The sequence below is a fragment of the Polaromonas aquatica genome (assembly GCF_050626995.1).
In the GTDB taxonomy this organism is placed as follows: Bacteria; Pseudomonadota; Gammaproteobacteria; order Burkholderiales; family Burkholderiaceae_C; genus Polaromonas; species Polaromonas aquatica_A.
Map to the genome: position 1 here is coordinate 2,485,740 of NZ_CP192467.1, position 14,261 is coordinate 2,500,000.

Consider the following 14,261-nt stretch of genomic DNA (forward strand, 5'->3'; position numbering starts at 1 on the left):
TGTGCCCTTTGGAAAGCGACGCCCTGCCGCAACCGAATCAACCCCGTCTGCAAACCCATGCTTTTCCGCCTGCCGCGCAAGCTGCTGATTTCCTGCATGTTGCTGCTCTTCTGGGTCGCAGCACAGGCAGCGCCGACCCCTGCGGGGACGGTGATCCGCAACATGGCGACGGCGACTTTCGTGGACACAGCCACAGGCCTGGCTGCTCACCTGAATTCCAACACCGTGAACACCACGGTGACAGCGCTGGAAGCGCTCACGCTGGCATCCAGCCAGAACCTGCTGATCGGCACCGGCGCCCTCTTCACGATCAACCATAACCTGGCCAATACCGGCAACACCCTGACGAACTACCTGGTCACGGCCAGTGTGGCGGGGGGGAGCGCCTTCACTCCGCTAAACCTGCAGGTGGTACTGGACGTCAATAGCAATGGCCAATCCGATGCCGGTGAGCCCGTGATCCCTCCTGGCGGCACTGTGATGCTCGCAGTCGGCGGCACCGCAGGCCTGTTGATCACAGGCAATATTCCGGTGGGTGCAACGCCTGGCCAGACAGCGCAGATCACATTGAGCGCGGTGAGCCAGTTACAGGGCGCTACGGCCGTCAACACCGACACAATCAACCTGACCAACGGTGCGGCGGTCCAGGTCAGCTATGCAGCCTCCTCTGCAACCGCAACACAGGGCGCGGCCCTTGGCTTTACGGCGCGGGCCACCAATAACGGAAACATGGCCGCCAGCCCCGCGAATGTGCTGGTCAATGGCGCGCCGGCAACGCTATTCATCCTGCGCGCACCGGTCCCCGCGAACACCTCCTTCGTCTCGGCGCAGCCATCCACCAGCCCCGGCGCCCAGACGCTCTACCACCTGCTGGGCGGCGCGGCCAACAGCTATGTCACGACAGTGCCGGGTGGCGCTACCGTGGACGCCGTCGCCTGGGGCATCGCCGCGCTGCCCCAAGGCGGATTGTTCCAGGGGCAATTCAATGTCAATGTGAACACAAACGCCTCCGGCAACGTATCGGGTACGGCCTATGCCGACTGGACCGATGCCGCCGCGCCGTTGACCACTGCCAGCAATACCGTGGTGCTGGCGTTGCCGGCGCATGCCGCGGACATTCTTTTCTACGCCAACGCTGCCTATGTCAACCGGACAACCCAAGGTACCCCGGGGCGCCCGCTGTTCGTGCAGGCCAGTGCCTCCGTGTGCAATGTCGATTCCACGACGGTGGGAACGGTGCCAATCACGCTTGTAAGCCGGCTTACAGGTGATACGGAAACCTTTACGGCCGTGGAAACAGGCCCCAATACCGGGCTTTTCCGCATCCTGCCCCACGTTCCTACGGCGAATGCAGCCACGCATATCGTGGCGTCGGGCGACGGCATCCTGGAGGTGCTGCGCAACGATACCGTGACCGCCACCATTACCGCTTGTGGGGGCATCACCGTCTCGGCGACCACCACGCTGCTGGTGGATCCTTCCGGGATCGTCTACAACTCGGCCACCAACCAGCCGATCTCGGGCGTCACCGTGGCCCTGATCGATATCACCGGTGCGGGCAACGGCGGTGCACCCGGTGGGCCGGCTGTTGTCTTCCAGGCGGATGGCGTAACGCCAGCGCCCAGCGTTGTGGTAACGGGTGCCGACGGTTTCTATGAATTTCCGCTGGTGGCCAACAGCACGTACCGGCTGGTGATCACCCAGCCGGCGGGGTTTACCTACCCATCCGTTCTTCCCGCTGCCCTGCAGCCGGCCGGACGCCTGATCGATACACCGGGCTCTTACGGTGGCAATTTTGTGGTTGCCGGCGTCGCTGTGCATTTCGACGTGCCCATGGATCCCGGTGCCACCGCGGGAGGTCTTTTCATCCAGAAAACGGCCAACAAGAAGACTGCCGAGATCGGCGATTTTGTTGACTACTCCATCAAGCTGAATAACGTCAGCGCGGCTGCACTCCCCGGCGTGGTGATCAGTGACAGCCTGCCGGCCGGATTTGCTTATGTGCGCGGCACGGCGCGGCTCAATGGCGCGCCTCTTGCCGACCCGGCCGGCGGCGCAGGGCCCAGCCTGCAATTCGCGGTGGGCGCTATCGCTGCGGGGGCCCAGCCCACCCTGACCTACCGTGTGCGTGTCGGCGTCGGTAGCCAGGGGGGTGATGGGGTGAACACCGCCCAGGCCGCCAGCGGTGCCGTGCGCTCCAACCGGTCCAGCGTTCGCGTGCAGGTCGTCGGCGGTGTGTTTTCCAACAAGGCCTATGTGATCGGCAAGGTATTTGCCGACTGCAGCCGCAACGGCGTGCAGGACGCGCAAGAGCCGGGTATTCCGGGCGTGCGGATCTACCTGGAAGACGGCACCTACGCGGTGACGGATGAAGAAGGCAAATACAGCTTCTACGGCCTGGAGCCACGCACCCATGTTGCCAAGGTTGACAGCATCACCTTGCCTGCGGGCGCCGTGCTCCAAGTGCTCAGCAACCGGAACGCATTGGATGCCGCCAGCCGTTTTGTGGATCTGACCAACGGCGAGTTGCACAAGGCCGACTTTGCCATCGCCGAATGCACGCCTGCCATTCATGAGCAGATCGCTGCGCGCCGCAAGGCTCTGGGCAATTCGTCGGAGATTACCCAAGCCGCAGGCCTGTTGTTGCAGGCCAACCGCGGCGCGGCAGCGGTGGACAGCCGCACGCTTCCTTCCAGTGGTGCCCTGGGCTTGCCCGGCGCCCGGCAAAACACCACCACCGCCGGCTCCATGGCGCCTTTGTCCGGCACGCTGGGCGCCGTGGGTGACCAAGGCGGCCCGTATGCACCTACGGCCCAGGGGTTGCCAAAACCCATTTACACACCGCTGCAACTCGCTGTAGAGCCGGCACAACCGCTCGCTGCCTCCGGCGCCGAATCCGCGCAGTTTGAAGTTCCCCTCGAAGAGCTCTTGCCGGAACTGAATAACGAAACCGGCTTTCTCGGACTGGCCAATGACCAGGTGCTGCCGTCCGCACAGACCCGTGTCCGGGTAAAAGGTCCCCTTGGCGCCAGGTTTGAAGTCACGCTCAACGGACAGCCCGTGCCTGTGACGCTGGTCGGCAAAAAAAGCAGCCTTGAGAAGACCCGCGTGGTTGCCTGGGAGTACATCGGGGTGGACCTCAAGCCCGGACGCAACACGCTGGGTGTGCGCGCCCTTGACAGCTTCGGCAATGCACGGGGTACGGCGCAGGTCACGGTGCGGGTGCCTGGTGCCCTGGCAAAGATTGACATCGGCGCGCCGCAGCAACTGATTGCAGATGGTGCGACTGCCGTCTCCGTCGCCGTGTCGTTGCGCGATGCGCAAGGCTTGCCGGTTGCCGTGCGCACCCAGGTCACCCTGCACGCAAGCCTGGGCCAGTGGCAAACCCCTGACCTGGACTCGCGCCAACCTGGCACCCAGGTGTTTGTCGAAGGCGGGGAGGGCCGCTTCCTGTTGTTGCCGCCGGCCCAGCCCGGCAAGGCGGAGCTCGGCGCTTCCAGCGGCGCTGTGAAGTCCGTGGCTGCCGTTGAATTCATGCCCAACCTGCGGCCCATGATTGCCGCCGGTATCGTGGAGGGCACCCTGAACCTGCGCAGCCTCAACCCCTCGGCACTGCAGCCTTCGCAAAGCGGAGATGTTTTTGAGCGCCAGATCCGCAGCGCGTCGCGCAGCCTGTCCGGCGGCAAGGGCGAAGCTGCCGCACGGACCGCACTGTTCCTCAAGGGCAAGGTGCTCGGCTCCTCGCTGCTGACCCTGGCTTACGATTCCGACAAGCCTTCCGATACCGCGCTGTTCCGGGACATTCAGCCCAACCAGTTTTACCCGGTGTATGGCGACTCGTCGGCACGCGGCTTTGATGCCCAGTCGACCGGCAAGCTGTACGTGATGCTGCAAAACGGCAGCAACTACGCGTTGCTGGGCGACTATTCAACCCAGAGCGACAACGCGGCACGCCAGCTCACGCAATATTCACGCGCCCTCAACGGCGTGAAAGGCCGTCTGCAGGAAGGCGCGGTCACCGTGGAAGGTTTTTCCAGCCGCACCTCAACCACGCAACTGGTGCAGGAGTTCCGCGCCAACGGCACATCCGGCCCGTTCCGCCTCAACATCAACGGCGTGGTCAACAGCCAGCAAGTGGACATCCTCACGCGAAGCCGCAGCCAGGCCTCGGTCATCATCAACGATACGCCGCTGACGCAATTCACCGACTACGAGATTGAGCCCTTGAGCGGGCAGTTGCTGCTCAAGTCTCCCGTGCCCAGCGTGGATGCCGACCTCAATCCGGTTTTTGTGCGGGTGAGCTATTCCGTCGATTCGGGTGGCCCCAAGCATACGGTCGCGGGCGCCGATGCCCGCGTGCAGATCAGCCCCGGCATCACGCTTGGCGCCAGCGTACTTCAGGACACCAACCCCGCCAATCGCCAGGAGCTCAATGGCCTCAATGCGATGGTGAAGCTCGGTGAGAAAACGATAGCCACCGGTGAAATTGCCGCCAGCAAAACGGATCTGCAAGGCACCGGCTCGGGCCAGCGCGTGGAGATCCGCCATGAAGACCAGGCGCTGCAGGCGCGTGCCTGGGGTACAAATACCAGTGCGGGGTTTTACAACCCCAACAGTGTGCAGTCGGCGGGCCAGTCCGAGTACGGCGCCAAGATCGGCTACGCGGTGGACGAGAAAAACCGCCTGGTCGGTGAAGCGCTGCGCACCGCCAACAGCGTGACCGGCGCGGCGCAGACCGGCGCCGAGCTCAAGCTGGAGCACAGCATGGGCGGCAACGTCAAGGTGGAAGTCGGCGTGCGATACAGCAGCGCCAACACCGCCGCTGCGCTTTCCGGTCCGGCATTGCCTGGCAGCACCGTTGCGGTGGTGCCTTCCGCCACGGCGCTGGCCAAAGGCTCGGCGGAAGAAGTGGGCTACACCACGGCGCGGGTCAAGGTAACCGTGCCGGTGCCCGATGTGCCGCAAGCCGACGTGTACGGCCTGGTCGAGTACGCCATTGACGGCAGCGGCGGGCGTGAGGTGGGTGTGGGCGGCAACTACGCGATCAATTCCACCACGCGCGCTTACGCACGCCACGACTTCATCAACAGCCTCAGGAGCATCTACACCCTCAATGCGTCGGCATCGCAATACACCACGGTCGCCGGCCTCAATACAGAGCTGTCTGACAGCACGCAGCTCTTCAATGAATACCGTATGGGCGACAGCATCAACGGCCGCAGCAGCGAAGCGGCCGTCGGACTACGCAGGCTCTGGCGCATGGATAACGGCATTGGCCTGACCGCCAGCCTGCAGCGCATCAAGCCGCTGTCCGGCGTCACCATCGACGACTCCAGCGCCGTGACGATCGGCGCCGACTACACGGCTGCCACCACCTGGAAAGCCTCCGGCCAGGTGCAGTGGCAGACGTCTTCCACTTCCAGCAGCTGGCTGCTTACCGGTGCGCTGGCCAACAAGCTCGATGAAAGCTGGACCCTGCTCAACCGCGCCCTCTATAGTGAGCAGGCCAACCTCGGCGCCACCGGCGGCAGGCGCGAGCTGATCACGGCGCAGACCGGTGTGGCGTATCGCCCTGTGAGCAGCGACATCTGGAACGCGCTGGGACGCATCGAATATAAAAAAGACTCGGACAGCACGCTGGGCCCGGGCGTCAGCCGCGATGAGTCCGGCCTGATCCTTTCCACACACCTGAATGTCCAGCCCAACCGGAACTGGGCCATGAGCGGACGCTACGCGGCCAAGTGGGGCAGCGACCGCTCCAGCGGCATCAGCAGCCGCTCCTTCACGCAGCTGATCGGCGGCCGCTCCACCTGGGACCTCACCGAGCGCTGGGACGTCAGCCTGCAGGCCTACCGCATGTGGGGCAACGGCGCCGCGGAGACCGCGGTGGGCGTGGAAGTCGGCTACCTGGCCTGGAAGAACATGTGGGTGTCATTGGGCTACAACATCAAGGGCTTCAGGGCTGCCGACCTGGCAGGCGAGGCCTATACCCAGCGCGGCGTGTACCTCCGTGTACGCTTCAAGTTTGACGAGAATGTATTCGGTGAGCCTTCCGCCGCCGCCACGCCTTCTCTTTCCCGCACGGCGGCCCCCCAATCATGACGCTCTTACAACGCCCACGCCTTGCCGCAGGTGCACTTCGCGGCAGCCCGCTGTCACGCACGGTGGGCCGCTTGGCATGGACCGCCATCCTGCTTCTGGCCGCACCCTGGGCAGTGGCGCAGACCACCTTCAATTACACCGGCGCCCTGCAGACCTATACCGTGCCGGCGGGCGCTGCCGGCGTGATCATCCAGGCCAACGGCGCAGGCGGCGGCAGCGGTGGCAATGACTTGAACGGCGACGGCGGCGCGGGCGCCGCGGGGGCGCGGGCTACCGGCACGTACTACATCGCTCCCGGCACCGTGCTTAACGTGGCGGTCGGGCAAGGCGGACGGGCCGGCAACACATCGCAGGGCGCCTTTACCTGCACCAATGCGGCGGGCGCGGGCGGTCTTGCGGGCGGCGCTCCGGGCTGGGCGGGTGGCTCGGGCGGGCAGCCCGGTTGCAGCGGCTGGTCCGGCGGCGGCGCCGGCGGCGGCGCCGCCAGCGTGGTGGCCACGGCCGCAAATGCCAGGCTGATCATTGCCGGCGGCGGTGGCGGCGGGCAGGGCGGCGCACTCGACGTGCCGGGCCGCGCCGGCCTGCCGGCAGCGACGGCGATCGGCACCTTGCAAGGCGGCGCCGGCACCGCCGGCACGACACGTGTCGGCGACGGCTCGGGCGGCGGCGGCGGCGGCGGCGGTTGCGCGGCCGGTGTGGGCGGTGCGGAGCTGACGGACAGCAGCGGCACCAATACCTCCCGCCAGGCCACGGGAGGCGGCTCCTGCCGTGACGCGGCGCTGATTTCAGCCTTCAGCGTGAGCGCTTCGGCGGGCGGCGCTGGCGGCGCCACCCTCGTTGGCACGGCGCCGGGCAGCGGTAACCCCGGCACCAACGGCTCTGTCACCATCACGCCCATCTACCCCACGCTGACCGTCACCAAGTCCCAGCCCAGCCCGGCGCTGCAGGTGGGCATCAACAGCGTCTACACCCTCACCGTGGCAACCACGACCACAACACCGGCTTTTGTGGCGCGTGTGGTTGACCAGCTTCCCGTCAACATGACGTATGTGAGCAGCAGCGGCACCGGCTGGACCTGCTCAACCGCGGCCAATGCCGGCGGCACGCTGGTGACCTGTAATTTTGTGGGCACCATTACCGCAAGCGGCGGCACCTCGACCCTGCAGATCACGGCAAGGCCTACCAGCAACATCACGGTCACCAACTACACCGCGGTGGACCCGGCCGGCGGCACCAGCACGCCGACCCCGACCACTTGCACGGCTGCCAACACGCCGAGCGCCGGTTGCGCAGCGCCCGTCGTCAGCACGGTAGCCCTGGGCTTCGGCGGCAACGTGTACAGCGACCCCAACCACAACGGCAACCTGGACGCGGGGGAAGCCGGCATAGGTGGGGCCAGCGCCCTGTGGGTCAAGCTGACGCCGCGCACCGGCGGCACCTGCACCGGCCCAGCCACGGTGGCGGCTTCGGTCAACCTTACTACCGGGGCTTACAGCTTTACCAACATACAGCAGGGCAACTATTGCCTGGTGGTGGACGGCAACAACACCCTGAGCGACATTGCGGCAAGCTATCCGGCGGGTTTCATCGGCACGCAAAACCCGACCGGCGTGATCCAGTTCAGCATCGTGGGTGCGCCGCCATCGCCGCAGAACTTCGGTCTCTACAACGGCAGCACACTCAGCGGCACCGTGTTTGCGGATAACGGCGCTGGCGGCGGCATCGCCAACAACGGCGTGAAAGCCGGGACGGAGCCGGGCTTGGCCGGCATCACCGTTAATGCCATGCTGGGCGCGACCACGCTGGACAGCGAGCCCACCGCCAGCGACGGCAGCTTCATTCTTTGGATTCCCGGGGCCACCGCCGGCACCGTGGTCATTACACCGGTGCTGCCTTCAGGCTACATCGCCACCGGTGGTTCGGCCGGCACCACGGGCGGCAGCTACACCCGCCCCAGCGTGAGCTACACAGCCGGTTCCGGCCTCACCCGCACCGGCATCAACTTCGGCATGGTGGCGCCTAACGCCCTGGCGCCCAACGGCGCACAGACTGCCCAGCCCGGAACCGTCGTGTTCTATGCGCACACCTATATTGCCGGCACTGGCGGGCAGGTGAGCTTCTCGATGGCCAATGCCGCCAGCCCGGTCAGTCCCGCGTGGACCCAAGTGCTGTACCAGGACAGCAACTGCAACGCCACGCTCGAAGCAAGTGAGCCCCAAGTGACGGCAGCGCTGACCGTCACGGCCGGGCAGACCGTCTGCCTTGTCGTCAAGCAGTTCGTGCCCGCAGGCGCCGGCCAGGGCGCGCAGAACAGCGTCACGCTCAGCGCCGCCTTCAGCTACACCAATGCCGCCCCGGCGCTGGCCGTCAGCACATTGAGCGTCACCGACATCAGCACCGTCGGCCAGGCCGGCGACCTGGCGCTGTCCAAACTGGTGAGCAACGTGACCCAAGCCATCGCCGCAGCCACCAGCGTCAACGCCAGCCCCGGCGACACGCTGCAGTACACGCTGACGGCAACCAACAACGGCACACAAGCCCTGTCCACCTTGTTCGTGAACGATTCAACACCCGCCTTCACCGGTTTTGTCTCAACCACCTGCCCGGGCGTGTTGCCGACGGGCATCACGGGCTGTGTCGTGACCACACAGCCCGCCGTGAATGCGCAGGGAGCGCTGAAGTGGACTTTTACCGGTTCGCTGGCTTCCGGTGCGCAAATCGTCGTTACTTACCGGGTCAAGGTCGACCAGTAGAGCCGCTGGGAGTCCATGGGTGCCAAAAACGGCCTTTATTCAGGCTATTTTTGTGGTTCTGGCCAATAACGACGGGCGCTAGCAGCTATTGAATTGATAGCGAATGATGCGCCGCCATGGGACCTGGGTGACGGAAGAACCGCTTATGGCAGAACCCCGGCAGGGAATTCAGCCGCTTCAACAAGAAAAAGACAAGACAAGAGCCGATCTGGGGTGGGCCGGTTGGCCGGAAGAGGCGCGTGCGCTACTAATTTAATAGCTGCTGGTGCCCGTCTTCATTGCCCTGAAGGCCGAAATGACTTAAAGCATCTCATCCGGCGCGAAGGGCCCGATCAGCTTGAGCATCAGTTTCAGCCCCCAGCTGGCATCCGGCTCCACCAGGGAGTCCTTGAGCTGCGAGCCCTGCGGCGCACGCCAGACCAGCTGGCCGTTCTCCAGTTCGACGTGGTACGCGCCGGAAGCCAGCGTTGGCTCGATCAGGCGCGTGGCCTCTGCCGAGATGGCGCGGTTGCGGATGACGATGGCGACTTCGCTGTTTTGCAGCTGCGAGCGCAGGTCCAGGTTCATCGAGCCCACGACCAGCAGCCGGTCGTCGATGACAACCACCTTGGAATGCAGGCTGGCGCGCGAACCGCTGGTAGAGCCGCCCGTGGATCCACCGATGGAGCCGCCTGCAATCGCTGCCGAGCCAAAGCTGCTGAAAGAGCCTTCCTGCTCGGCGCGCATTTCGTAAATCTCGATACCCATCTCCAGCAGAGCCTTGCGATAACGCGCGTAGCCGACGTGGGCAGCGGGCGCGTCGTTGGAGGCCAGCGAGTTGGTGAGCACCCGCACCCGGATTCCGCGTTGCCGGATTTCGGCAAACTGTTTCATCATGCGTTCGCCGGGCACAAAGTAGGGCGACACGATAAGCAGGTTGCGTTTGGCCTGTGACATCAGCTGCAGCAGGCCGTCCACTGCGGTGTCCTGTGACTCTTCGGTGGTGTCGGCGTCGGCGGCGATCTTGGACGCCTTGTCCACCAGCAGCACCGAAGGTGCCCAGGTCCAGGTCAAAAGCCGTAAATCGGTCGAATCCGGCAGTGGCGCCTGGGTGCTGGCGGTTTTTTCCACCGGGGCGGATTTGTCTGCGATGCCGTCACCGGCCACCATCGCCGGCGCCTGCGCGGCGCTGCCCGGCACGGCGGAATCACCGGGATTGCCGGCAGCGGGGGGCGGGCGTTTGAGCGCGTCGATTTCCTTTTCGGTCATCAGCGACTGCACCGGGTAAGCCAGCGGGTTGTTCCAGTACTGGTCGAAGCTGCGCGACAGGTCCTGCGCGATGCGGCCGGCCGCCAGCACGTCAATATCGACAAAGTTGGTGCCCGTGCTCTGGCCGAAATAGGTTTCCCCCAGGTTGCGGCCACCGGTAATGGCCACGGCGTTGTCCGCCACAAAAATCTTGTTATGCATGCGCCGCTGCATGCGCGCCGTGTCCTTGAGGTTGCCCAGGATGCGGAACATCAGCGAACCGCGGCCGCCCGGCAAGGGATTGAACAGGCGCAGCTCGAAGTTTTTCTCAAACGCCAGCTTCAGGACCTGCGCGTTCTTGCCCGAGGTATTGAAGTCGTCCAGCAGGATGCGGATGCGCACACCGCGGCCAGCCGCCTCGCGCAGCGCTTCAAACATGCGCTCGGTGGTTTCGTCGGCAAAGATGGCGTAGTACTGGATGTCCAGTGTTTTTTGGGCGGCCTTGATCAGCGTCATGCGGCTGGTGAAAGCCAGTTCCGCGCTGCCCACCAGTGCAAAACCCGAGTCATTGCGCGTGCCGGCCCTGGCGGCGCGGGCGGCTACCAGGCTGCCAAGGCGCGTTTCAGCCGGATTGGCCAGAGCGGTGGACACCGGGCGGTCGACCTCGCTGGGCAGCGAGGCGCAGCCCGTGATCCACAGGGCGGTGAACGCAATGGCCAGCCCCTGCAGCACGCCCCGGCTTGTATGCGGGATCAAGCGGATGCCGGGAGGGGGGCTGGAAGTGGTCTGCATGGTGCAGGCCACTTTAGCGTAAGGAGATGTAGTTGACGCCGCTGGACCCTGCGTTCGCGCCTATTCTTCTTGTAGGCGTCCGGCTTGACTGTATTTCACGGTAGCAGCGGCCGCGGCCGCAGGGGCGGCGTTATGCCGACAGGGTTTCCCAGCGCTGCAGCGCGGCCATCAGCTCTTCCTCGATCTTGCTGTTGCGCGCGTTGAGTTCCGCGGCCCGCTTGGCATTCGTGGTGTAAAGCGTGCCGTCATAAAGCTCCTGCTCAATGGCTTTTTGCTGTGACTCCAGCTGCTGGATCAGTGCCGGCAGGCCGTCAAGCTCACGCTGCTCCTTGTAGCTTAGCTTCTTTTTTGATAGCGGCTCGCGCTCGTCTTTATTAGGCTGGGGGCTTGCTTTGCTTGAAGTTTTGCTGCCGGACGGATTGCTGGCGGGCTTGTTCGCACCGGTGATCTGCGCTGCACGCTTGGATTGTGTGATCCAGTCCGTCACGCCGCCTTCATATTCGCGCCAGAAGCCGGGGTTCTCGGGCGTGCCCTCATAGGCGATGGTGCTGGTGACCACGTTGTCGAGGAAGCGCCGGTCGTGGCTGACCAGGAAAACCGTGCCTTCGTAGTTCTGCAGCAGGTCTTCCAGCAGTTCGAGCGTGTCGATGTCCAGGTCATTGGTAGGCTCGTCCAGCACCAGCACATTGGCCGGCCGCGCAAAGAGTCGCGCCAGCAGCAGGCGGTTGCGCTCGCCACCCGAGAGGGTGCGCACCGGTGAGTTGGCGCGCGCCGGGGAGAACAAAAAGTCCGTCAAATAGCTCTTGACGTGTTTTTTCTGGCCGTTGATTTCGACCCATTCGCTGCCGGGGCTGATGAAGTCTTCCAGCGTCGCGTCCAGGTCCAGGCTGTCGCGCATCTGGTCGAAGTAGGCCACCTGCAGGTTGGCGCCCTGGCGGATCTTGCCGGGCGGGTTGGTCACATCAGGCTGCAGTTCGCCCAGGATGAGCTTGAGCAGCGTGGTTTTGCCCGCGCCATTTGGGCCCAGCAGGCCGACCTTGTCGCCGCGCAGCAGGGTGCCGGTGAATTTGTTGACGATGATTTTTTCACTGCCCGGGTGGCCGAAGCTTTTGCTCACGTCGGTGAGTTCGGCGACGATCTTGCCGCTTTTCTCGCCGCTGGAGACGTCGAGGTTGACGCGGCCGACGGCGTCGCGTCGCGCCGCGCGGTTGTCGCGCAGCACTTCAAGGCGGCCGATGCGGGCCACGCTCCGGGTACGGCGCGCTTCCACGCCCTTGCGGATCCAGACCTCTTCCTGCGCCAGCAGTTTGTCTGCCTTGGCGTTGATGACGGCTTCCTGTGCCATCTGCTCTTCTTTTTGCACCAGGTACTGGGCAAAGTTGCCGGGGTAGCTGTTGAGCTTGCCGCGGTCCAGCTCGACGATGACGGTGGCGACCTGGTCCAGGAAGGCCCGGTCATGGGTGATGGTGATGATGCTGCCGTTGAAATTGACCAGCAGGTCTTCCAGCCAGGCGATGGAATCGAGGTCGAGGTGATTGGTCGGCTCGTCGAGCAGCAGCACGTCGGGCTTGGCGACGAGGGCCTGGGCCAGCGCCACCCGTTTTTTGGTACCGCCGGAGAGGGAACCAACGATGGCGTCCTTGTCCAGGTGCAGGCGGTGCAGGGTCTCTTCAACGCGCTGCTCCCAGGTCCAGCCGTCGAGCGCCTCGATTTCGGATTGCAGGGCGTCCAGGTCGGTGTTCTCGTCGGCAGCCAGATATTGCTCCACCACGTGCCTGGTCCTGGCCAATCCTGCGCTGGCCGCTATAAAAACAGTAGCATGCGGATCCAGGCTGGGCTCTTGCGGCACGTAGGCGATGCGCAGGTTCTGCTGCAGCTGCAGCGTGCCATCGTCGGGCTTTTCCAGGCCGGCGAGGATTTTCAGCAGGGACGACTTGCCCGTGCCGTTGCGGCCGATCAGGCCGATGCGCTGGTTGCTCTCGAGGGAAAAATCTGCGTGGTCCAGCAGTGCGACGTGCCCAAAAGCGAGTTGGGCGTCCAGTAAGGTAATAAGTGCCATATAAGTAGCTGATTATCCCGTGGAGGCGCCGGCGGGTGGTTTTGCCGGGGTTTGGGGCAGGCCGCGCACCAGGGTTTTGCGCTGGGCGCAGGCCAGAATCGCTATAGTGGCCTCTCCTTTGGCCTTCAGGGAGCGTTGCGTGGAGTCACCGATCAAGCTGGACCTCAATGGACGGGCCGTGCAGGTGGAAGCCGACCCCGGCATGCCCCTGCTGTGGCTGCTGCGGGACGTGCTGAACATGACCGGCACCAAGTTTGGCTGCGGCGTGGCCGCCTGTGGCGCCTGCACCGTGCGGGTGGATGGCCAGGCGATGCGATCCTGTGTGGTGCCGGTCTCCACAGTGGCCGGCAAGCGCATCCAGACCATTGAAGCGCTGGGTACGCCGGATCAACCCCATGCCCTGCAACTGGCCTGGATTGCAGAGCAGGTGCCCCAGTGCGGCTACTGCCAGTCGGGCATGCTGATGGCCGCCGCCGCCCTGCTCGACAAAACCCCGAGACCCACTGACGCGGACATTGATGCCGCCATGACCAATATCTGCCGCTGTGGCACCTATCAGCGGATCCGGGCGGCCATCAAGCGGGCGGCTGGCATGGCGCCCGGCGCGCCGCAAAAGGCCAGCGTATGAAAAGAAGGGCATGGCTGCTCAGTGCCACCGGCGCTGCGGGCGCATTGCTGGTGGGCTGGAGCCTGCTGCCGGCGCGCTCCCGGCTGGGCAGTGCGGCCAAACCATGGCCTCAGCGTGTTCCCGAGTTGGACGGCGTGGTGCTGAACGGCTGGATCAAGATACGCGCGGACGGCAGTGTGGTTCTGGCGATGCCGCGCAGCGAAATGGGCCAGGGCGTGCATACGGCGCTGGCCATGCTGGTGGCCGAAGAAATGGATGTGCCGTTGCTGCGGGTGAGTGTGGAGCAGGCGGGGTCGGATGCCATTTACGGCAATGTGGCGATGCTGGTGGGCAGCCTGCCGTTTCATCCGCTGGAGGTGGATGACTACGCGAAAGAAGGCGCGCCCCGGGTTCGCCCGACCCAGGTGCGGCTGGGGGAATGGATGATGGGTAAGGTCGCCCGTGAACTCGGCATCAACGCCACAGGGGGCTCTTCCAGCCTGGCGGATGCCTGGGATGTGGTGCGTATGGCTGCTGCTACGGCCCGCGCGTCCCTTCTCGGGGCGGCGTCTCTGGACTGGAAGCTGCCGGTGGATGAGCTCAGCATCAAAAACGGCGTGATTTCGCATCCCTCCGGGCCTTCGTCCCATTACGGCGAGCTGGCGAAGTTTGCCGCGGCGACGCCTCCGGGCGATGTGACGCTCAAAAGCCGTGCGGACTG

6 protein-coding genes (1 of these 6 only partly in view) are annotated in these 14,261 nt (G+C 64.8%); 4 read left to right on the forward strand and 2 right to left on the reverse strand.

Annotation, left to right across the window (positions count from 1 at the left end; all coding sequences use genetic code 11):
• The first annotated feature begins 57 nt into the window (after positions 1 to 57).
• Both ACQ4MS_RS11905 and ACQ4MS_RS11910 read left to right on the forward strand, forming a co-directional pair.
• Positions 58 to 6,102 carry an SdrD B-like domain-containing protein gene (locus ACQ4MS_RS11905; protein WP_431094711.1) on the forward strand — a complete coding sequence of 2,015 codons (6,045 nt, stop codon included), beginning with the start codon at positions 58 to 60 and terminating at the stop codon, positions 6,100 to 6,102.
• Positions 6,099 to 8,855: an SdrD B-like domain-containing protein gene (locus ACQ4MS_RS11910; protein ID WP_431094712.1), complete on the forward strand. Its 2,757-nt coding sequence runs from the start codon at positions 6,099 to 6,101 to the stop codon at positions 8,853 to 8,855. The genes ACQ4MS_RS11905 and ACQ4MS_RS11910 overlap by 4 nt, the downstream gene beginning before the upstream one ends.
• A gap of 300 nt (positions 8,856 to 9,155) precedes the next feature.
• Here the strand turns inward: ACQ4MS_RS11910 and ACQ4MS_RS11915 are convergent, their stop codons facing one another.
• Both ACQ4MS_RS11915 and ACQ4MS_RS11920 read right to left on the reverse strand, forming a co-directional pair.
• A complete protein-coding gene (locus tag ACQ4MS_RS11915) occupies positions 9,156 to 10,874 on the reverse strand; it encodes a phospholipase D-like domain-containing protein (protein WP_431094714.1) in 1,719 nt (572 codons plus the stop codon).
• A 130-nt stretch (positions 10,875 to 11,004) separates the two neighbouring features.
• Positions 11,005 to 12,933 carry an ATP-binding cassette domain-containing protein gene (locus tag ACQ4MS_RS11920; protein WP_431094716.1) on the reverse strand — a complete coding sequence of 643 codons (1,929 nt, stop codon included), beginning with the start codon at positions 12,931 to 12,933 and terminating at the stop codon, positions 11,005 to 11,007.
• Positions 12,934 to 13,084: 151 nt separating this feature from the next.
• Here ACQ4MS_RS11920 and ACQ4MS_RS11925 point away from each other — a divergent pair, with 151 nt between their 5' ends.
• Positions 13,085 to 13,561: a (2Fe-2S)-binding protein gene (locus tag ACQ4MS_RS11925; RefSeq protein ID WP_431099583.1), complete on the forward strand. Its 477-nt coding sequence runs from the start codon at positions 13,085 to 13,087 to the stop codon at positions 13,559 to 13,561.
• Positions 13,558 to 14,261, forward strand: partial view of a molybdopterin cofactor-binding domain-containing protein gene (locus tag ACQ4MS_RS11930; protein ID WP_431094718.1) — the 5' portion only. The gene runs 1,606 nt beyond the window's last position; 704 of the gene's 2,310 nt are visible here — the first part of the coding sequence; the start codon lies at positions 13,558 to 13,560; its stop codon lies beyond the right edge, outside the window. The genes ACQ4MS_RS11925 and ACQ4MS_RS11930 overlap by 4 nt, the downstream gene beginning before the upstream one ends.